Below are 17,954 nucleotides of genomic sequence, written 5' to 3' on the forward strand. Positions count from 1 at the left end.
GCCCAACGCCTGACACAAAGGCGGGCCCATTTCTTGTGAGGGCGACGGCCCTGACTGACGCTGACGACCGCCGGCGCCTCGCGTCCCTTCCAGGCGCGGCGGCGGGGCTCAAGCGCCAAGGGAGACTCCGTAGGGAGCCGGGCGCTGGCGCGGAGAGAAGTGGCCGACGCGGGCCGGCCGGAGAACCTGAGGGGTGGAGCTATGGGGATTCGAACCCCAGACCTCCTCCATGCCATGGAGGCGCGCTACCAACTGCGCCATAGCCCCTGGTCACCGCTCCGAGTCCACCCGTTACGGCGCTCCGAGAGCATATAGCCATCCGCGCCCATTCGCCTAATCGCGTCCGCTCCGCGCCCTGACCACCAGAACGGCCAGTCCGTCGAGCTGCCGCCGCAGCCCGAACTCGAAGATCGAGTCGAGGTCCATGCGCCACCATCATGAGCGTGGGCGGCCAGACCAGGGCCGCGCTCGACTTCGTCGCACCGCTGCGGGCCTCCCAAGACCGTTCCCAGGAGCGAGCCCTGGTCGAGCGGGCCTTCTCCGGCCTGGGCTGGGAGGTCCCATCCCTGCTCAGGGAGATGCGGACGGCCGAGGACTTCTACCTCGCCCCCGCCGCCCAGGTCGTCATGCCGTGCTATTCGACCGGGAGGGTCGTCCTGCTGGGCGACGCCGGCTACGCCCCCGGCCCGGGCGGCATGGGAACCGGCCTGGCGGTGATCGCGGCCTACGTCCTGGCGGGCGAGCTGGCGACGCAGCGCGACCACCGGGCCGCCTTCACCGCGTACGAACGCCAGATAAGGCCATATGTCCAGATGTGCCAGAACCAAGCAAAAGGTGCCGACAAATACCTTGTCCCCACGAAAAAGTCACAAATATGGCGGCGTAATCAGATCATGCGCCTGCTCCCGTACATGCCGGGAAAAAACATGATCAAGCGCATGACAGAGCGGGCCGCGAGCGCCATCACCCTCAAGGACTACGCCACCCGCACGGCCCCCGAGCCGTACGAGCCGCCTAAACCTCAGGCCGGTCGTCGCTGATGACCGGCTCGGGCAGCGTGCCGGCGTTGTGCTCGAGTAGCCGCCACCCCTTGCGCCCTTCCTGCAGGACGGACCAGGAGCAGTTGCTCAGCCCGCCCAGGGCCGGCCACAGCTGCTCGGGCAGCCCGAGCAGCTCGCAGATGCCGAGCCGCAACGCGGCACCGTGCGAGGCCACGACCAGGAGCCCGTCGTCGTCCAGCCGGGCCGCCCACCTGCGCATGGCGGCCGCCACCCGGACGGCCACCTCACCGACGGGCTCCCCGTCAGGCGCCTCCCAGGCGACGAACTCCTCGGGCCAGCGCGCGGCGATCTGCTCGCGCGTCAGCCCCTCCCACTGGCCGCCGCCGCGTTCGCGGAAGTCCTTGTCCACGGCCACGTCGAGCCCGACGATGCGCGCGAGCGCGAGCGCGGTGTCGTTGGCCCGCTGGAGGTCAGAGGAGACGATCATGGTCGGCCGCAGCGAGGCGAGCAGCGACGCCGCCCTGGCGGCCTGTGCGACACCGGTCTCGTCGAGGGGGATGTCGGAGTGACCCTGGAACCGCCGCTCGACGTTCCACAAGGTCTGCCCGTGCCGGAGACAGACGATCCGTCTGCTCATGCACGTGCCTCGCTGGACCGCCGGGAACCCGCATGTGCCAGGTCACCGAGTCGGATGATTGATGCGCTCGGCTCGCTCACGCGCGAGCCCGCTGCAGATTGGCCTGCATGACGCTCTCCGGCAAGGCGATGGCCGGGCAGTCCTTCCACAGGCGCTCGAGCGCGTAGAACGTACGGTCCTCCTCGTGCTGGACGTGCACGACGATGTCGATGTAGTCGAGCAGCACCCAGCGGCCCTCACGCTCGCCCTCGCGGCGCACGGGCTTGACGTCGGCCTCGGCGCGCATCCTGTCTTCGATCTCGTCGACGATGGCGCGGACCTGGCGGTCGTTGGTGGCGGAGCAGAGCACGAACGCGTCGGTGATGACGAGCTGCTCGCTAACGTCATAGGCGAGGATGTCATCGGCCAGCTTGTCGGCCGCGGCCTCCGCGGCGATGCGCACGAGCTGGACGGATCTGTCGGATGCGGTCACGATGCGGGTCTGTCCTCCTGTGTCGGCAGCATGCCCATATGTTGAGGGTACCCTTCCAGGCCGAAACCCCTCACGTATGCCACCAGATACAACACCCGACGCCCGTAACCGTCATCCCCCAGAGTGATACAACCCCCGCTTGTTGATGTACTGAACGATACCGTCGGGCACGAGATACCAGATCGGCTCCCCCTTGGCGACCCGCTGCCTGCACTCCGACGACGAGATGGCCAGCGCGGGGATCTCCAGCAGCGTGACACGGCCCTCGGGCAGCCCGGGGTCGTGCAGCGTGTGCCCCGGACGGGTGCAGCCGACGAAATGGGCCAGCTCGAACAGCTCATCGGCGTCCTGCCAGCCGAGAATGGCGCCGAGCGCGTCGGCGCCGGTGATGAAGTACAGGTCAACCTCGGGGCCGTAAATTTCCGAAATATCCCGCAAAGTGTCGATCGTGAACGTGGGTCCGGGGCGGTCCACGTCCACCCTGCTCACGGAGAAGCGGGGGTTCGACGCGGTCGCGATGACCGTCATCAGGTAGCGGTCCTCGGCGGCCGAGACCTCACGCCCGGACTTCTGGTACGGCCGTCCCGTCGGCACGAAGACGACCTCGTCGAGTTCGAAATGGTGAGCAACCTCGCTGGCGGCGACAAGGTGTCCGTGGTGGATGGGATCGAACGTCCCGCCCATCACTCCCACTCGCCGCTTCCCCTGAACACCAGGCGCGTTCATCATGAAACGGACCTTACGCGGACGCCCTATGACAACATGATGGGACCCCCCTTGGTGATGACCGCGCATCACTTCCGTTGCGGACGTAGCATGCCGGGCATGACGACCACCCCGGACCGCAACCGCGTCCAACTGCCCGGCATCTCGTCCCGAGCCTACGAACACCCCGCAGACCGGTCAGCCCTGGTCGCTCTGCGTAAGTTGAGTGGGTTCGACACGGTTCTCAAGCAGATGTCCGGCCTCATCAGCGAGCGACGGCTGCGCCTGATGTATCTCGCGTCGGCCGTGCGGGTGAGCGAGACCCAGTTCCGCTCCCTCCACGACATGGGCCGCGACGCCGCCTACACCCTCGACCTGCACCGGATCCCCGAGATCTACGTCCAGCAGGACCCGCAGGTCCAGGCCAAGGCCATCGGCTTCGACGACCCGTTCATCGTCGTGACCACCGGTCTGCTCAACCTCATGAACGAGGAGGAGCAGCGCTTCGTCATCGGCCACGAGACCTCGCACATCCTGTCGGGGCACGCGGTCTACCGCACCATGCTCGACATCCTCACCCGCCTCGCCACGCGCGTCGCGTGGATCCCGCTCGGCTACATCGGCCTGCGGGCGATCGTGGCGGGCCTCGAGGAGTGGTACCGCAAGTCCGAGCTGTCCTCAGACCGCGGCGGCCTGCTCACCGGCCAGGACCCGGAGGCGGCCAAGCGCGCGCTGATGAAGCTCGCCGGCGGCTCCTACGTGCACGAGATGAACATCGAGGCGTTCCTGGAGCAGTACCAGGAATACGACACCGCGGGCGACCTGCGCGACGGCTTCCTCAAGGTGCTCAACCTGCTCGGCACCACGCACCCGTTCGCCGTCGTACGCGTGGCGGAGCTGGACAAGTGGCACCGCAGCGGCGACTACGAGCGCATCCTGGGCGGCGACTACCCGCGCAGGGAGGACGACCACAACGCACGGGTGACCGACGAGATGAAGGCGGCGGCCGAGTCCTACCGCGCGTCCTGGTCGCAGTCGCAGGACCCGTTCATCGGCGTGCTGCGCGACGTCGCAGAGGGCGCGGTCAACGCGGGCGAGCGCATCTTCAACCGTTTCTCCCGCCGCGACGGCGGACAGGGCTGACCGGATCGCCGCACGCGGCCGGATCAGCTTGATCAGCCGCGTTGGCCCGCTGCGGGACCGCCGACAGCGGGTCAGAGCACCGCGACCCACCGTGAGACCAACGGCCCGGCACCACGCGACCGACCGGTGAGACCAACCGCTCGGCCCTGCGCGACCCACTGTAAGACCGACGGGCCGCCACCGCGTGACCCACCGGTGAGACGAACGGCTTGGCCCTGCGCGACCCGCCGTGAGACCGACGGCCCGGAGCACAGTGCGACCTGCCGTGGAGAGCGGCGGGTCAGAGCAAGAGGGCGATGGCGCGCACCGCAGCCGCGCACAGGGCGACGAACCCGCCCAGCACGGCCAGTGCGCGCAGCCCTTCCCTGCGCAGGTCTGGCAGCCGGCCGCCGATCCGCTCGATCTCGCGCCCGGTGATGCCGCCGCACAGCATCCCGAACACCACGCCCGCCACCGTCACGGGCGCGGGTTGCTGCCACCAGTTCGCGTCGATCTGACCGCCGCCGGTCACCCAGAGCGCCCCGCCCGAGGCCACCGCGACGGGCAATCCCGGCCATACGACGGCGGTCGCCGCGGCCCCGGCGAGCGCGATCGGGAAGAACAGCACGCGCAGCGCCATCCGCGACCGGTTCGAGGTGCGGTTCCTGATCATCCAGTGGCTCATCCAGAGTGTCCTGGTCAGCACCACGAACACCGTCGTGATCGCGATGGCCGCGATCGGCAGGATCACGGAGATCACCACGCACGGCACGGCCAGCACCGCGAGCAGCAGCAGCGCGCCGTTGCCCGCGGGCAGCGTCGTGGCAGACTCCGACCGCAGCCCTGGCCTGCGCCGGTCCTGCGGCTTGGTGACCGGCCTGCTCCTGACGGCCGCCGCGGCGCGCTGGCGCGGCGCGACCGCCTTGGCGCGCGGCCCGGTCGTCTTGCCGTCCACGCTCGCCCTGCTCCGCGGCGCGGGCACCTTCCCCTCGGCCCCCGCGCGGCCGCGCGCCGCCGCGCCGTCGGCCCCCGCCCGGCTACGCGCCGCCGCGCCGTCAGTACCCGTCCGGCCACGCGCCGCTCCATCGGCTCCTGTCCGGCCGCGTCCTGCCGCGCCGTCGCCTCCCGTCCGGCCACGCGCCGCCGTCCCCTCCCCAGTCGTCCGGCCACGCGCCGCCGCGCCCTTCCCGTCCGATCCGGTACGGCTCCGCTCAGCACTCGTACGCCCCCCGCGCGGCGGAGGCACCTTCCCATCCGCCCCCGCGCTGTTCGGCCTGCCACGCGCGGACTTGGCCTCGCCGCGCACGGCCTCCTCCGCGGTCCTGCTCCGCACGGCCGTCCCCTTGCCCGCCTCCTCGGCCACCTCGGCGACGCGCGCACCGGCCGCCGGCGGCTCGGGATCGGCCGCCCCGGTGGCCTTGGCCAGCCGAGACAGCCGATCGGCCAGGATCGCCGCCGTGGGCCGCTTGCCTGGCTCCCTGTTGAGTGCCGCGCGCACCAGCGGCAGCAGCTCCACGGGCACGCCCTTGAGGTCGGCCTGCCCGTTCAGCACGGCGTACATCTGCGCCTCGGCCGTCCCCCGCCCGAACGTCGGCCGCCCCGTGGCCGCGAACGCCACCGTCGCCGCCCACGCGTGCACGTCGGCCGGCGAGTCGACGTGCTCGTCGGCGAAGATCTCCGGCGCCGTGTAGCCGGGCGTGCCGAGGAACGTGCCGGTCATGGTGAGCCTGGTCGCGTCGAGCACCTGGGCGATGCCGAAGTCGATCAGCACCGGCCCTTCCGCGCCCATGATGATGTTGCCGGGCTTGAGGTCGCGGTGGACGACTCCGGCCGCGTGGATGATGGCCAGCGCGGTGGCGATGCCCTGGGCCATGCCGACGAGCTGCGTGACGTCGAGGGGACCGCTGCGGCGTACGAGCTCGAGCAGCGTCGCGCCCTCGATGTGCTCCATGACGAGGTAGGGCCTGGCGCCATTGAGGTCGGCGTCGAGCACCTTGGCGACGTACGGGCTCTCGACCCTGCGCAGCGCGCGGACCTCGCGCTCCAGCCTGACGCGTGAGGTGGTGTCCTCCGCCAGGTCGTGCAGGACCTTGAGCGCCACGCGCTCGCCGCGGCGGGTCGTGGCGAGGTAGACCTCGCCCATGCCGCCCCGCCCGAGCCGCTCGACCAGGGTGTACGGCCCGACCTTGCCGAGCTTGCTCACCGTCCCTCCCCGCCGGGCACGCCCATAAGGGGCACAACCTTAGCGCTGAGACGTGAGTCGACGTCTGAGCCACGCCGAAGGATTATCGGCGGGTGTGCTCGGAGAGCATGGTCTCGAGCTCGGCCGTGGGCTCCTCCGACAGCGGCTTGCGGCCCTTCCTGCGCCAGTTGACGTGGCCACGGCTCTCCAGCCAGAGCAGCAGCCGATCGGCGCAGAACAGCACCGCGGCCGAGAAGACGAGGGCGATGACAATTTCCATGCCTCCCAGTCAAGCCAGGACGCAGGGCCCCGGTCAGGCCGACACGCCGACTAACCGGCCACCACCGTGCCCTCTGACGTGCGCAGATGCCCCTCACCGGTGTAGACCCACTTGGTCGAGGTCAACTCGGGCAGCCCCATCGGGCCGCGCGCGTGGAGCTTCTGCGTGGAGATGCCGATCTCGGCCCCGAACCCGAACTCGCCGCCGTCGGTGAACCTGGTCGAGGCGTTGACCGCCACGGCCGCCGAGTCGACCAGCGCGACGAACCTGCGTGCGGCCTGCTGCGACCCGGTGACGATGGCGTCGGTGTGGCCGGAGCCGTAGCGCTTGATGTGCGCCACGGCCTCCTCCAGCGAGCCGACGACGGCGGCGGCGATGTCGAGCGAGAGGTATTCGGCGCGGAAGTCGTCCTCGGTGGCGGGCACGACCTCGCCGTAGCCGGCGATCCGCGCGTCACCGTGCACGGTCACACCCGCCTCGGCCAGCGCCCGCAGCGCCTTCGGCACGAACGCGTCCGCCACGTCGGCGTGCACGAGGAACGACTCCGCCGCGTTGCACACCGACGGCCGCTGCACCTTGGCGTTGACCAGGATCCGCACGGCCAGGTCGAGGTCGGCGGCGGCGTCGACGTAGACGTGGCAGTTGCCGACGCCGGTCTCGATCACCGGCACGGTCGACTCCTCGACCACCGAGTTGATCAGCGACGCGCCGCCGCGCGGGATCAGCACGTCGACCAGCCCCCTGGCCCGCATGAGCTCCTTGACCGAGTCACGGGTCCGGCCCGGCACGAGCTGCACGGCTCCCGCGGGGACCTCGGTGCCTGCCAGCGCCTCCTGCATGACCCGAACCAGGGCGGTGTTGGAGGAATAGGCGCTGGAGGAGCCGCGGAGCAGCACCGCGTTGCCGCTCTTGAGGCACAGGGCGGCGGCGTCGACGGTGACGTTGGGCCGACCCTCGTAGATGATGCCGATCACGCCCAGCGGCACCCTGAGCTGGCGCAGCTCGAGCCCGTTGGGCAGGGTGCCGCCGCGGACGACCTCGCCGACCGGGTCGGGCAGGTCGGCCACCTGGCGTACGGCCTCGGCGACGGCGCCGATCCTGGCCTCGTCGAGCCGCAGCCGGTCGATCATCGCCTCGGCGGTGCCCTGCGCCCTGGCCTGCTCGACGTCCTTGGCGTTGGCCTCGACGATCTCCGAGGAGCGCGCGACCAGAGCGTCGGCGACGGCGCGCAACGCCCGGTCCTTGGGCGCCCGCGGCAGCGGGGCCAGCTCGGCGGCGGCCTCTCGTGCCGCGCGGGCGACCTTCAGGAACTCAGTACTCATTGTTCCGCTCCTCCGGGCTCATCAAGCCCCGCTCTTACCTGGTCAAGAGCGGGCTTCCAGTATGACGATGTCGTCGCGGTGGATGAGCTCGCGTTCATATTCCGGACCGAGCGTGCTGGCCAGCTCCCTGGTGGAGCGGCCGAGGAGGCCGGGGATCTCGGCGGCGTCGAAGTTGACCAGGCCGCGGGCCACGACGAGCCCCTGAGGCTCGCACAGGTCCACGGGATCACCCGCCGCGAACTCACCCTCCACGGACGTCACCCCCGCCGGCAGCAGCGACTTGCGCCGCGCCACGATGGCCTCCACCGCGCCCTGGTCGAGATGGAGCCGGCCGCGCCCGGTGGTGGCGTGCGCGAGCCACAGCAGGCGCGTGCCCGGATGCCGGCCGCCGGGGTGGAAGTAGGTGCCGACCTCGGCTCCGCTGAGCGCCTGGGCCGCGTGAGCGGCCGCCGTGAGCACCACGGGCACCCCGGCCCCGGTGGCGATCGTGGCGGCCTGCACCTTGGTCACCATGCCGCCGGTGCCGACCGCCGCGCCGTTCCTGCCCAGCTCGACCCCGGCCAGGTCCTCCGGCCCGCGGACGTCGGCCAGCCGCCGGGATCCGCTGCGGCTCGGCGGGCCGTCGTACAGGGCGTCCACGTCGGACAGCAGCAGCAGCGCGTCGGCGTGGATCAGATGCGACACCAGCGCGGCCAGCCGGTCGTTGTCGCCGAAGCGGATCTCGTCGGTGGCCACGGTGTCGTTCTCGTTGACGATGGGCACGATGCCGAGCTCGAGGAGCCGGTTCAGGGTGCGCTGCGCGTTGGCGTGGTGGGCCCGGCGCATCATGTCGTCGGCGGTCAGCAGGACCTGGCCGACGCGCAGGGAGTAGCGGGCGAAGGAGGAGGTGTAGCGGGCGACGAGCACGCCCTGCCCGACGGACGCCGCCGCCTGCTGGGTGGCGAGGTCGCGCGGTCGCGCGCTCAGCCCGAGGGGGCCGAGGCCCGCCGCGATCGCCCCGGAGGAGACCAGGACGATCCGCGTCCCGGTACGCCGCCGCGCCGCCAGTACGTCCACCAGGGCATCGACGCGATCGACGTCGATCATGCCCTGGGGGGTCGTGAGCGAGGAAGAGCCGACCTTGACGACGACCTTCGACGCTGAGCTGATCTGTTCCCGCACGTAGGGCAGCCTATCCGCTCCCGAACGGGCACGGTTATTCACTACATTGACTGCATTCGTACAGTCAATGTAGTAATAACCCATGGAAGAGCGTACTTATGTGGTCACCGGCGCCGCCTCGGGCATCGGCGCGGCCACCGCGGACCACCTGTCGGCCGCCGGAGCGCGGGTGATCCGCTGCGACGTGCGTGACGCCGACGTGATCGCCGACCTGACCGCCCAGGACGGTCGCTCGCATCTCGTCTCGCAGGTCGAAGCCGTCTCCGGCGGGAGGATCGACGGCCTGGTGGCCGTGGCCGGCATCGCCGCGCCGAGCCCGCTCACCGTACGGCTCAGCTTCTTCGGCACCATCGCGACGCTGGACGGCCTGCGCCCGCTGCTCCTGGCGTCCGACCGGCCGAGCGGCCCCGGCTGGGCGGGGTCCGGCATCCCGCTCAACGCGGTCGCCCCGGGAGTCGTGGACACGGAGACCGCCCACCGGATGTTCCTGGACGACCCTGCCACCCGCGAGTTCGTGGCGGCCGCGATGCCGCAGCCGCTCGGCTTCCCCGGGCCGGTGGCGGCCATCGCGTCGTTGCTGGCGTGGACGGCCGGCCCGGACAACGCGTTCATGACCGGCCAGATCCTGTACGCCGACGGCGGCGCCGAAGCCACCCTGCGCCCGTAACCCCCGCCCCGAGGCCGCCGGGCCGGTCCCGCGTCACCCCCAGAGGCGGCGGCTAGAAGCGGTTGTCGGAGCCGCGTGGCCCCTGCCGCACCGACTCGGCGCTGAGCGTGGGCTGCCAGTCGAAGACGTAACCGCCCTCCATCGGCCCGATGACCACCTCCGCGCCGGCGGTGGCCCCGGCCTTGGCCAGTTCCTGCTCCACGCCGAGCCGTTCGAGCCGGTCGGCGAGATATCCCACGGCCTCGTCGTTGGTGAAGTCCGTCTGCCTGATCCACCGCTCGGGCTTCTCCCCGGTGATCTGGAACAGGTTCTCGTTGACCCGGCGGACCCGGAACCCGGCGTCCCCGAGCTGCTTGGGCCTGATGACGAGCCGCGTGGGCTCCTCGACCGGCTTGTTCGCCCTGGCCGCCGCGACCCACTCACCCATCGCGAACGTGAGCTCCCGCAACCCGTCGTGCGTGGCGGCGGAGATCGTGAACACCCGCAGCCCCCGCTCCTCGAACTCGGGCGTGACCAGCTCGGCCAGCTCCCGCGCGTCGGGCACGTCCGCCTTGTTGAGCACGATCAGCCGCGGCCGGTCCTCGAGCTTGCCGTACGCCCGCAGCTCCGCCTCGATCACCTCGTAGTCCGTGATCGGATCCCGTCCCGGCTCCATGGTGGCGCAGTCGATGACGTGGACCAGCATGTCGCAGCGCTCGACGTGCCGCAGGAACTCGTGACCGAGCCCCTTGCCCTGCGACGCCCCGGGAATCAGCCCCGGCACGTCCGCCACGGTGAAAACGTGGTCGCCCGCCGTCACCACCCCCAGATTGGGGATCAGGGTGGTGAACGGGTAGTCCGCGATCTTCGGCTTGGCCGCACTGAGCGCGGCGATCAGTGACGACTTCCCGGCGCTCGGGAACCCGACCAGCGCCACGTCCGCGACGCTCTTGAGCTCCAGCATGACGTCGAGCGTGTCCCCGGGCTCCCCCAGCAACGCGAACCCGGGCGCCTTCCGCCTGGTCGTGGCCAGCGCCGCGTTGCCGAGACCGCCGTGGCCGCCCTCGGCGATGACGTACCGCGTGCCGGCCCCCACGAGGTCGACCAGCACCTCACCCGTGGCGGCGTCCTTGACCACGGTCCCGTTGGGCACGGGCAGAACCACGTCCGCCCCGTTGGCGCCGTCGCGGTTGGACCCCTGCCCCTGCTTGCCGTTCTCGGCCTTGCGATGCGGCCGCCTGTGGTAGTCGAGCAGGGTGGCGGTGTTGGGATCGACCTCCAGGACGACGTCACCGCCGCGCCCGCCGTTCCCCCCGTCGGGGCCGCCGAGCGGCTTGAACTTCTCCCGGTGGATGGAGGCGCATCCGTTCCCCCCGTCACCGGCACCGATGTGAAGGACCACCTGGTCCACAAAGTCCGGCATCCCGCACTCCTCCATCGCCCCGTCAGGGGCGTCTCATTCCAGCAAAAGAGGCCCTGCCGAGACTGCCCTCTGGGACCTGGAAAACGCGAAGGGGTGGATCGGCAATCAGCGATCCACCCCTGAAGCGACAAGCTAAAACGCGCGGAAGGAAAAACCTATTCCGCGACGGGAACGATGCTCACGGCCCGGCGCCCGCGCTTGAGACCGAACTGCACGTGCCCGGCAGCGAGCGCGAACAGCGTGTCATCGCCACCACGCCCGACGTTGTCGCCGGGGTGGAAGTGGGTGCCACGCTGGCGGACGATGATCTCGCCCGCGTTGACCAGCTGGCCGCCGAAGCGCTTGACGCCCAGGCGCTGAGCGTTGGAGTCACGGCCGTTCCGGGTGGACGACGCGCCCTTCTTGTGTGCCATCTCTCAAACTCCCGATCAGGCCTGGTCGATACCGGTGATCTTCACCTGGGTGTACCGCTGGCGGTGACCCTGGCGCTTCTTGTAACCGGTCTTGTTCTTGTACTTGAGAATGCGGATCTTCGGGCCCTTGGTCTCACCGAGGATCTCGGCGCTGACCATGAACTTGCCCGCCTCGGTCGTCACGTCGCCTTCGTTGACGACGAGCACCGTCGGCAGCGAAACCGAAGAGCCGACCTCGCCGGCGACCTTGTCCACCTCGAGGACGTCACCGACGGAGACCTTCTGCTGCCTGCCGCCGCAACGAACGATCGCGTACACCGCGGAACCCTTCTACTTACTCACTGTTGCGATCCTCGGCCACCCCATGCGGGAATGACCGTTGACTCCGAATGCTGCGCCTGTCATTCGGCCCGTCTCCGACCGACGAACCCCGAGTAAGCGCGCCAACAGGGCACGTCACCTGACGCACCGATTCACCAGGGTACCGGATTAACGGTCACCTAGGCGAACCGGACGGAACGTCGGAAGCCCGCCGAGTGCTACTCGGCCGACTTGGTTCGGCGGGAGCGTCGCCGCCCTCTGCCGGAAGTCTGGCCGGCCTGGTCGTCCTCAACCGGGACGTCCTCAAGCGCACCGGTCACAGTATCACGACCAGCGGAGTCCTTCGCCGCGGAAACCTTGTCGGAGACTGCCTTCTCGATGGCCATCTTCCCCTGTGTGCCACGCGGCTCGGGCTTGGCCTCGACCGGCTCCGTGGAGACGAGCAGGCCGCGCCCGTTGCAGCAGTCACACGGCGTCGAGAACGCCTCCAGGAGCCCCTGACCGACCCGCTTACGCGTCATCTGGACCAGCCCCAGCGAGGTCACCTCGGCCACCTGGTGCTTGGTCCTGTCGCGCGCCAGGCACTCCAGCATCCGCCGCAGCACCAGGTCCCTGTTGGACTCCAGCACCATGTCGATGAAGTCGATCACGATGATGCCGCCGATGTCGCGGAGCCTGAGCTGGCGGACGATCTCCTCGGCCGCCTCCAGGTTGTTGCGCGTGACGGTCTCTTCGAGGTTGCCGCCCTGGCCGGTGAACTTGCCGGTGTTGACGTCGACGACGGTCATCGCCTCCGTACGGTCGATCACCAGCGAGCCGCCGCTCGGCAGCCACACCTTGCGATCGAGCGCCTTGCCGAGCTGCTCGTCGATCCGGTACGACCCGAACACGTCGCCCTGCTCGCCGTCCCACTTCGACAGGCGTTCCGCCAGGTGCGGCGCGACGTACTTCACGTATTCGTCGACCGTGTCCCACGCGTCGTCACCCTGGACGACCAGCGAGGTGAAGTCCTCGTTGAACACGTCGCGGACGACCCGGACGGTCAGGTCGGGCTCGGCGGACAGCAGCTCCGGCGGGCTGGCCCCCTTGGCCTTCTTCTGGATGTTCTCCCACTGCGCGGACAACCTGGCCACGTCACGGGCCAGCTCGTCCTCCGACGCCCCTTCCGCGGCGGTACGGACGATCACGCCGGCGTTCTCCGGCATGACCTTCTTCAGGATGCTCTTGAGCCGGGTGCGCTCCTTGTCGGGCAGCTTGCGGCTGATCCCGGTCATCGACCCGTCGGGCACGTAGACCAGGTAGCGGCCGGGCAGGCTGATCTGCGACGTGAGCCGCGCGCCCTTGTGCCCGATCGGGTCCTTGGTGACCTGCACGAGCACCGACTGACCCGACTTCAGCGCGGACTCGATGCGCTTGGGCTGCCCTTCGAGGCCGACGGTGTCGAAGTTGACCTCACCGGCGTAAAGGACGGCGTTGCGCCCCTTGCCGATGTCCACGAACGCCGCCTCCATCGACGGCAGGACGTTCTGCACCTTGCCGAGGTAGACGTTGCCGACGTAGGACTGGCTGGCCTCACGGTTGACGTAGTGCTCGACGAGCACGCCGTCCTCCAGGACCGCGATCTGCGTACGGTCGCCCTGGCGGCGTACGACCATCATGCGGTCGACCGACTCACGGCGGGCCAGGAACTCCGACTCCGTGATGATCGGCGGCCGCCTGCGGCCGAGCTCGCGCCCCTCGCGGCGGCGCTGCTTCTTGGCCTCGAGCCGGGTGGAGCCGCGCACGCTCTGCACGCCGTCGGTGGCGGTGTCGAGCGAGGTCGCCCGCCCCGAACGCGGCGCGCGGATGCGGACGACCGTGTTCGGCGGATCGTCGGTGGCCGGCTCGGCGGCGCCCTCGTCCGCGCCGCGACGGCGCCTGCGACGACGACGGCGCGAGGTGGTGGCCTCCTCTTCCTGGCTCTCCTCGCCCTGCTCCTCGTCGCCTTCGTCGGACTCGTCACGCTCGCGTGACTTGCCACGACCCCTGCCGCCCCGGCGGCGGCGACGGCGCCGGCCGCCGCCTTCCTCCTCCTGCTCGTCGGAGGTGTCGGTGTCGGTCTCCTCCTCGGTCGCCGACTCGTCGACCGGCTCCTCGGCCTCCTCGGCCTCCTCCGGCTCGGCGACGGGCTCGGGCTCGGGCCGCCGCGTCACGGCGGGCTTGGCCTGGCTGGGGTCCGGCGCCTGGAACAGCGGCGCGAAGATGGCCGCCGGGCGCTGGAACGCGGTGCCCGGCTGATCCTGCCCGCGCGCGGACAGCCCGAACGGGTCAGCGAGCAGGCTCGGCCTGACGGCGTCCTCGTCCAGGTCCTCGCCCGCGGGCTCGTCGTCGAGGGGCTCGTCCTCGGGCAGAATCTCGATGATGTCCTCGTCGCCCTCGGTCCCACCAGTGGGAGGCGCCGCCTCGCCACCGGCCACGACCTGCTCCTCCGGCGTCTCCACACCGGCGGATGCCGCGGCCTCCCCGGCGGGCGCGACGACCTCTTCCTGCTCCGCCTTCTTGCGCGTCCTGCGCCGCTTCACCGGCGCCTCCTCGGCGGGCGCGCCGCCCTCCGGCAGCGCCTGCTCGGCCTCCGCCTCGGCCTCCGCGGCCTTCTTCGTGGTACGCCGCCGCGTCGTCGTGGCGGTGGAGCGCGTCCTCGTGGCCCTCTTGGGCTTCTCCTCGGGCGTGGTTTCCCGCGCGACATCGGGCGCGGGGGCGGCCTCCTGCGCGGATTCGGCGACAGCCTCGGCAACGGCGGCCTCGGCGGGGCTCACCACCTCGGTCGCCCCGGTGTCGGGGGTCACCGCGCGGGATTCGGCGGCGGCGGCGAGGATCCCGGGATCGGGCTCACCGGCGGCCCGCTGCGCGGCGTTGATCTGCACCGGCTGCACGTCGGCCACGGAAGGCGCGGCCTGCGCGGCAGGTACGGTGACCGGAACCGAGGCCGGCTCCTCCGGCAGCTCCGGCGGAGGACCCGCGGGCCGGCTGGCGGAGCGGCGACGCGCGGTCACCTCTGGCTGTTCAGTTGTCTCCCCGTCAGGGCCAGTGGCCCCGGCGTTGGGCTCGTTGTCGAGCATGCGGGCGTTCTCCCGTCAGCTCCCGGGCGCGTCGCCGCGCCGCGCAGGAGCCCTCGTGTCTCGTTGTCCGCCGATGTCCCCGGAACGGGGGCACCGGCGCCAAGTCCTGTCAGCAGTCGTGCCAGGCTCATGCCGGGCACCTCCTTAACCGGCGACGTGCTCACCCGCCGGTCCCGCCTCGCCGCCGCGCGTCTTGTCGCGGTCCAGGTCGAGCGGGTCGGCAAGCGCACCGGTGCTGACGTCCAGCGGCCCCTGCGCCAGCCTGGTCACCTCGGGGGGAACCGGCGGCGCGAAGTCAGCCACAAGGCGCAGCCCTGTGAGCACATCGTCGGGTCGAACGGCAGGCGTCATGTGCCGAACAACCATGCGCAGTATGACACACGGCTCTCCATCCACCTGAGCTGCGGTTCTGTCTGTTCTATCTGTTCCGTCGGACACCGTCAGCTCCAGGACGGCCTCTCGCGCGTCGAAGCGGCGGGGACCCTTCTTGGTGAGGCGCTCGACCTCCACGGTGCCCGCCGCGAGAAACTTCTCCGCCGCCACCTCGGCGAGCTCGCGATCGGCACCGGGCAGCCGCACCTCCCAGTCGGAGACCTCCAGGCGGTCGGCCAGCCCTCCCGGACCCGCCTCCACAACGTCGAGCACATCGAGGCCAGGAGGCAGCGACGCGTCCAGGGCCTGTCTGACCTGGTCGAAGTCGCACGGCGTGGTAACGCCGATCTCGAGGTATTCGGCTTCGCTGGCGACACCGGTCGGCGCCGCGCCCGCGTAGGAGATCTTCGGGTGGGGCGAGAAGCCCGCGCTGTAGGCAACCGGGACACCCGCACGGCGAACCGCCCTCTCGACGGCCCGCGAGATGTCGCGGTGGCTGGTGAAGCGCAGTCGGCCGCGCTTGGCGTAACGCACACGCAGGCGTTGCACCGTGGGCGCGGGCGGAGGCCCTTCGGGAACAGGTTTCAGAGCTTGTCGTCCTTCCGTTTGTAAGAGTTCCTTGTCTCAGGATAAGCCGCTCCGGGGCATGCTCCGTGTACGCCGAGGCACGATGCGCCCACTGAGCGCGCTAGACCACCGTCAGCGGAAGGAGTTTTCGCCCCGTGGGACCGATCTGGATCTCCGTGCCCATGGTCGGGCAGACCCCGCAGTCGTAGCACGGAGTCCAGCGGCAGTCCTCGACCTCGCCACCGGAGACCGCCTCCTGCCAGTCCTGCCAGAGCCACTCGCGGTCGAGCCCGGCGTCGAGGTGGTCCCACGGCAGGACTTCGTTCTCCTCCCGCTCACGCGTGGTGTACCAGTCGACGTCGACACCCGCCTTCTCGGCGGCCGCCATCCAGCGGTCGTAGGAGAAGTGCTCGCTCCAGCCGTCGAACCTGCCGCCGTCCTCCCAGACGGCCCGGATCACGGCCCCGACCCTGCGGTCCCCCCGCGACAGCATGCCTTCCACGATGGACGGTTTGCCGTCGTGGTAACGGAAGCCGATGGCCCGGCCGTATTGCTTGTCGCCTCTGAGCGAGTCGCGCAGCGCCTTGAGCCGCCGGTCGACGGTCTCGTGGTCGGCCTGCCCGGCCCACTGGAACGGTGTGTGCGGCTTGGGCACGAAGCCGCCGATGGACACGGTGCAGCGGATGTCGCGGCTGCCGGTCGCCTCCCTGCCCGCCTTGATGACCTTCTTGGCGAGGTCGCCGATGCCGAGCACGTCCTCGTCCTGCTCGGTGGGCAGCCCGCACATGAAGTAGAGCTTGACCTGCCGCCACCCCTGCGAATAGGCCGTGGTGACGGTGCGGATGAGGTCTTCCTCGGTGACCATCTTGTTGATCACCTTACGCATCCGCTCGGAGCCGCCCTCCGGCGCGAACGTCAGGCCGGAACGCCTGCCGTTCCTGGAGAACTCGTTGGCCAGGTCGATGTTGAACGCGTCGACCCTGGTCGAGGGCAGCGACAGGGAGGTGTTGGTGCCCTCGTAGCGGTCGGCCAGGCCCTTGGCGACGTCGGCGATCTCGGAGTGGTCGGCGGAGGACAGCGACAACAGGCCGACCTCGTTGAAGCCGGACTCCTTGACGCCCTTTTCCACCATGGCGCCGATCGTGGTGATCGAGCGCTCGCGCACCGGGCGGGTGATCATGCCCGCCTGGCAGAACCGGCACCCACGCGTGCAGCCGCGGAAGATCTCCACGCTGAACCGCTCGTGCACCGTCTCCGCCAGCGGGACCAGCGGCTTCTTCGGATAGGGCCACTCGTCGAGGTCCATCACGGTGTGCTTGTGCACCCGCCACGGCACGTCCGCCCTGTTGGGCGCGACGCGCTTGATGCGGCCGTCCGGGTGGTAGTCGACGTCGTAGAACTTCGGCACGTAGACGCCGCCGGACTCGGCGAGCCGCATGAGCAACTCGTCACGGCCGCCGGGTCTGCCCTCGGCCTTCCACTCGCGGATGACCTCGGTGATGGCGATGGAGATCTGCTCTCCGTCGCCGAGCACGGCCGCGTCGAGGAAGTCGGCGACGGGCTCGGGGTTGAAGGCCGCGTGGCCGCCCGCGAGCACGATCGGATCGTCCTCGCCGCGGTCCACGGCCAGCATCGGGATGCCGGCCAGGTCGAGCGCGGTCAGCATGTTGGTGTAGCCGAGCTCGGTCGAGAACGACACCCCGAGCACGTCGAAGGCGCGCACCGGCCGGTGCGCGTCGACGGTGAACTGCGGGACGCCTTCGGCCCGCATGAGGGCCTCCAGGTCCGGCCAGACCGTGTAGGTCCGCTCGGCCAGCGTGCCGGGGAGCTCGTTGAGGATTTCGTAGAGGATCGCCACGCCCTGGTTGGGCAGCCCGACCTCGTAGGCGTCCGGGTACATCAACGCCCACCGCACGTCGGCGGAGTCCCAGTCCTTGACGGTCGAGTTGAGCTCACCCCCGACATACTGGATGGGCTTCTGCACCTTGGGCAGCAGCGCCTCCAGGCGGTGGAAAATCGACTCGACAGGCATAGTGCCCAGCGTAGCGGCGCTCAGACGGTGGCGGGTCCGGGGATGTCGATGTCGTTTCCGCTGAGCACCAGGATGTGGTGCCCCTCGTAGCAGGTCAGCTCGACGGCGATGACGCCGCTCGCCAGATTGTGCACTCCGATGACGTGGTTCGCGGGAAGCAGAAAGCGCTCCTCGCACTCGTCGCAATAGGCCACGAACAT

17 protein-coding genes and 1 tRNA gene are annotated in these 17,954 nt (G+C 70.3%); 3 read left to right on the forward strand and 15 right to left on the reverse strand.

Annotated features, from left to right (window positions below; genetic code table 11):
* Nucleotides 1-194: 194 nt before the first annotated feature.
* A tRNA-Ala gene (locus ITP53_RS18965) sits at nucleotides 195-267 on the reverse strand.
* A gap of 176 nt (nucleotides 268-443) precedes the next feature.
* Between ITP53_RS18965 and ITP53_RS18970 the strand changes: the two genes are divergently transcribed.
* Complete coding sequence (locus tag ITP53_RS18970; protein ID WP_195896742.1) at nucleotides 444-1,040, forward strand: Rossmann-fold NAD(P)-binding domain-containing protein; 597 nt, start codon at nucleotides 444-446, stop codon at nucleotides 1,038-1,040.
* Here the strand turns inward: ITP53_RS18970 and ITP53_RS18975 are convergent.
* The 3 genes from ITP53_RS18975 to nadD all read right to left on the reverse strand — a co-directional run bounded on the left by ITP53_RS18975 (nucleotide 1,015) and on the right by nadD (nucleotide 2,839).
* A complete protein-coding gene (locus tag ITP53_RS18975) occupies nucleotides 1,015-1,638 on the reverse strand; it encodes a histidine phosphatase family protein (protein WP_195896743.1) in 624 nt (207 codons plus the stop codon). The genes ITP53_RS18970 and ITP53_RS18975 overlap by 26 nt on opposite strands.
* Nucleotides 1,639-1,714: 76 nt before the next feature.
* Entirely contained in the window at nucleotides 1,715-2,110 is a 396-nt protein-coding gene (gene rsfS, locus ITP53_RS18980) for a ribosome silencing factor (protein ID WP_195896744.1), read from the reverse strand.
* Between the two features lie 111 nt (nucleotides 2,111-2,221).
* Nucleotides 2,222-2,839 (reverse strand): nicotinate-nucleotide adenylyltransferase, encoded by a 618-nt coding sequence (gene nadD / locus ITP53_RS18985; protein ID WP_195896745.1) that lies wholly within the window; start codon nucleotides 2,837-2,839, stop codon nucleotides 2,222-2,224.
* An 87-nt stretch (nucleotides 2,840-2,926) separates the two neighbouring features.
* Here nadD and ITP53_RS18990 point away from each other — a divergent pair, with 87 nt between their 5' ends.
* Nucleotides 2,927-3,958: a M48 family metallopeptidase gene (locus ITP53_RS18990; protein ID WP_407941260.1), complete on the forward strand. Its 1,032-nt coding sequence runs from the start codon at nucleotides 2,927-2,929 to the stop codon at nucleotides 3,956-3,958.
* A gap of 280 nt (nucleotides 3,959-4,238) precedes the next feature.
* Here the strand turns inward: ITP53_RS18990 and ITP53_RS18995 are convergent, their stop codons facing one another.
* The 4 genes from ITP53_RS18995 to proB form a co-directional block, all read right to left on the reverse strand.
* Nucleotides 4,239-6,140, reverse strand: a complete 1,902-nt coding sequence (locus tag ITP53_RS18995) for a serine/threonine-protein kinase (RefSeq protein WP_195896747.1) — start codon at nucleotides 6,138-6,140, stop codon at nucleotides 4,239-4,241.
* Between the two features lie 82 nt (nucleotides 6,141-6,222).
* Nucleotides 6,223-6,399, reverse strand: coding sequence for a hypothetical protein (locus ITP53_RS19000; protein ID WP_195896748.1), 177 nt, complete (start codon nucleotides 6,397-6,399; stop codon nucleotides 6,223-6,225).
* Nucleotides 6,400-6,449: 50 nt separating this feature from the next.
* Nucleotides 6,450-7,721 carry a glutamate-5-semialdehyde dehydrogenase gene (locus ITP53_RS19005; RefSeq protein ID WP_195896749.1) on the reverse strand — a complete coding sequence of 424 codons (1,272 nt, stop codon included), beginning with the start codon at nucleotides 7,719-7,721 and terminating at the stop codon, nucleotides 6,450-6,452.
* A gap of 42 nt (nucleotides 7,722-7,763) precedes the next feature.
* The gene (proB, locus tag ITP53_RS19010; protein ID WP_407941261.1) at nucleotides 7,764-8,882 is read right to left on the reverse strand and encodes a glutamate 5-kinase; all 1,119 of its coding nucleotides are present in this window, start codon (nucleotides 8,880-8,882) and stop codon (nucleotides 7,764-7,766) included.
* 82 nt (nucleotides 8,883-8,964) lie between these two features.
* On the opposite strand from proB, the gene ITP53_RS19015 reads away from it, so the two are divergent.
* Nucleotides 8,965-9,549, forward strand: coding sequence for an SDR family oxidoreductase (locus tag ITP53_RS19015; protein ID WP_195896750.1), 585 nt, complete (start codon nucleotides 8,965-8,967; stop codon nucleotides 9,547-9,549).
* A 52-nt stretch (nucleotides 9,550-9,601) separates the two neighbouring features.
* Here the strand turns inward: ITP53_RS19015 and obgE are convergent, their stop codons facing one another.
* The 7 genes from obgE to ITP53_RS19050 all read right to left on the reverse strand — a co-directional run bounded on the left by obgE (nucleotide 9,602) and on the right by ITP53_RS19050 (nucleotide 17,954).
* Nucleotides 9,602-10,951, reverse strand: a complete 1,350-nt coding sequence (obgE, locus tag ITP53_RS19020; protein ID WP_195896751.1) for a GTPase ObgE — start codon at nucleotides 10,949-10,951, stop codon at nucleotides 9,602-9,604.
* Nucleotides 10,952-11,106: 155 nt separating this feature from the next.
* The gene (gene rpmA, locus ITP53_RS19025; protein ID WP_090773491.1) at nucleotides 11,107-11,364 is read right to left on the reverse strand and encodes a 50S ribosomal protein L27; all 258 of its coding nucleotides are present in this window, start codon (nucleotides 11,362-11,364) and stop codon (nucleotides 11,107-11,109) included.
* A 15-nt stretch (nucleotides 11,365-11,379) separates the two neighbouring features.
* Nucleotides 11,380-11,682, reverse strand: coding sequence for a 50S ribosomal protein L21 (gene rplU / locus ITP53_RS19030; RefSeq protein ID WP_195896752.1), 303 nt, complete (start codon nucleotides 11,680-11,682; stop codon nucleotides 11,380-11,382).
* Between the two features lie 221 nt (nucleotides 11,683-11,903).
* Complete coding sequence (locus ITP53_RS19035) at nucleotides 11,904-14,783, reverse strand: Rne/Rng family ribonuclease (protein WP_195896753.1); 2,880 nt, start codon at nucleotides 14,781-14,783, stop codon at nucleotides 11,904-11,906.
* Nucleotides 14,784-14,927: 144 nt separating this feature from the next.
* Nucleotides 14,928-15,689 (reverse strand): TIGR03936 family radical SAM-associated protein, encoded by a 762-nt coding sequence (locus tag ITP53_RS19040; RefSeq protein ID WP_328815027.1) that lies wholly within the window; start codon nucleotides 15,687-15,689, stop codon nucleotides 14,928-14,930.
* Nucleotides 15,690-15,843: 154 nt separating this feature from the next.
* A complete protein-coding gene (locus ITP53_RS19045) occupies nucleotides 15,844-17,754 on the reverse strand; it encodes a TIGR03960 family B12-binding radical SAM protein (RefSeq protein WP_195896755.1) in 1,911 nt (636 codons plus the stop codon).
* A gap of 20 nt (nucleotides 17,755-17,774) precedes the next feature.
* Nucleotides 17,775-17,954 carry a hypothetical protein gene (locus ITP53_RS19050; protein WP_195896756.1) on the reverse strand — a complete coding sequence of 60 codons (180 nt, stop codon included), beginning with the start codon at nucleotides 17,952-17,954 and terminating at the stop codon, nucleotides 17,775-17,777.

The organism is Nonomuraea cypriaca (genome assembly GCF_015645445.1).
Taxonomy (GTDB): Bacteria; Actinomycetota; Actinomycetes; order Streptosporangiales; family Streptosporangiaceae; genus Nonomuraea; species Nonomuraea cypriaca.

What these genes read in the sequence shown, in the direction of transcription:
- ITP53_RS19000 (WP_195896748.1), bottom strand. Translation starts at nt 6,399, where the DNA reads ATGGAAATTGTCATCGCCCTCGTCTTCTCGGCCGCGGTGCTGTTCTGC.
- ITP53_RS19015 (WP_195896750.1), top strand. Translation starts at nt 8,965, where the DNA reads ATGGAAGAGCGTACTTATGTGGTCACCGGCGCCGCCTCGGGCATCGGC.
- ITP53_RS19005 (WP_195896749.1), bottom strand. Translation starts at nt 7,721, where the DNA reads ATGAGTACTGAGTTCCTGAAGGTCGCCCGCGCGGCACGAGAGGCCGCC.
- ITP53_RS19035 (WP_195896753.1), bottom strand. Translation starts at nt 14,783, where the DNA reads ATGCTCGACAACGAGCCCAACGCCGGGGCCACTGGCCCTGACGGGGAG.
- ITP53_RS18975 (WP_195896743.1), bottom strand. Translation starts at nt 1,638, where the DNA reads ATGAGCAGACGGATCGTCTGTCTCCGGCACGGGCAGACCTTGTGGAAC.
- obgE (WP_195896751.1), bottom strand. Translation starts at nt 10,951, where the DNA reads ATGCCGGACTTTGTGGACCAGGTGGTCCTTCACATCGGTGCCGGTGAC.
- ITP53_RS19045 (WP_195896755.1), bottom strand. Translation starts at nt 17,754, where the DNA reads ATGCCTGTCGAGTCGATTTTCCACCGCCTGGAGGCGCTGCTGCCCAAG.
- ITP53_RS18990 (WP_407941260.1), top strand. Translation starts at nt 2,927, where the DNA reads ATGCCGGGCATGACGACCACCCCGGACCGCAACCGCGTCCAACTGCCC.
- nadD (WP_195896745.1), bottom strand. Translation starts at nt 2,839, where the DNA reads ATGATGAACGCGCCTGGTGTTCAGGGGAAGCGGCGAGTGGGAGTGATG.
- rpmA (WP_090773491.1), bottom strand. Translation starts at nt 11,364, where the DNA reads ATGGCACACAAGAAGGGCGCGTCGTCCACCCGGAACGGCCGTGACTCC.
- ITP53_RS19050 (WP_195896756.1), bottom strand. Translation starts at nt 17,954, where the DNA reads ATGTTCGTGGCCTATTGCGACGAGTGCGAGGAGCGCTTTCTGCTTCCC.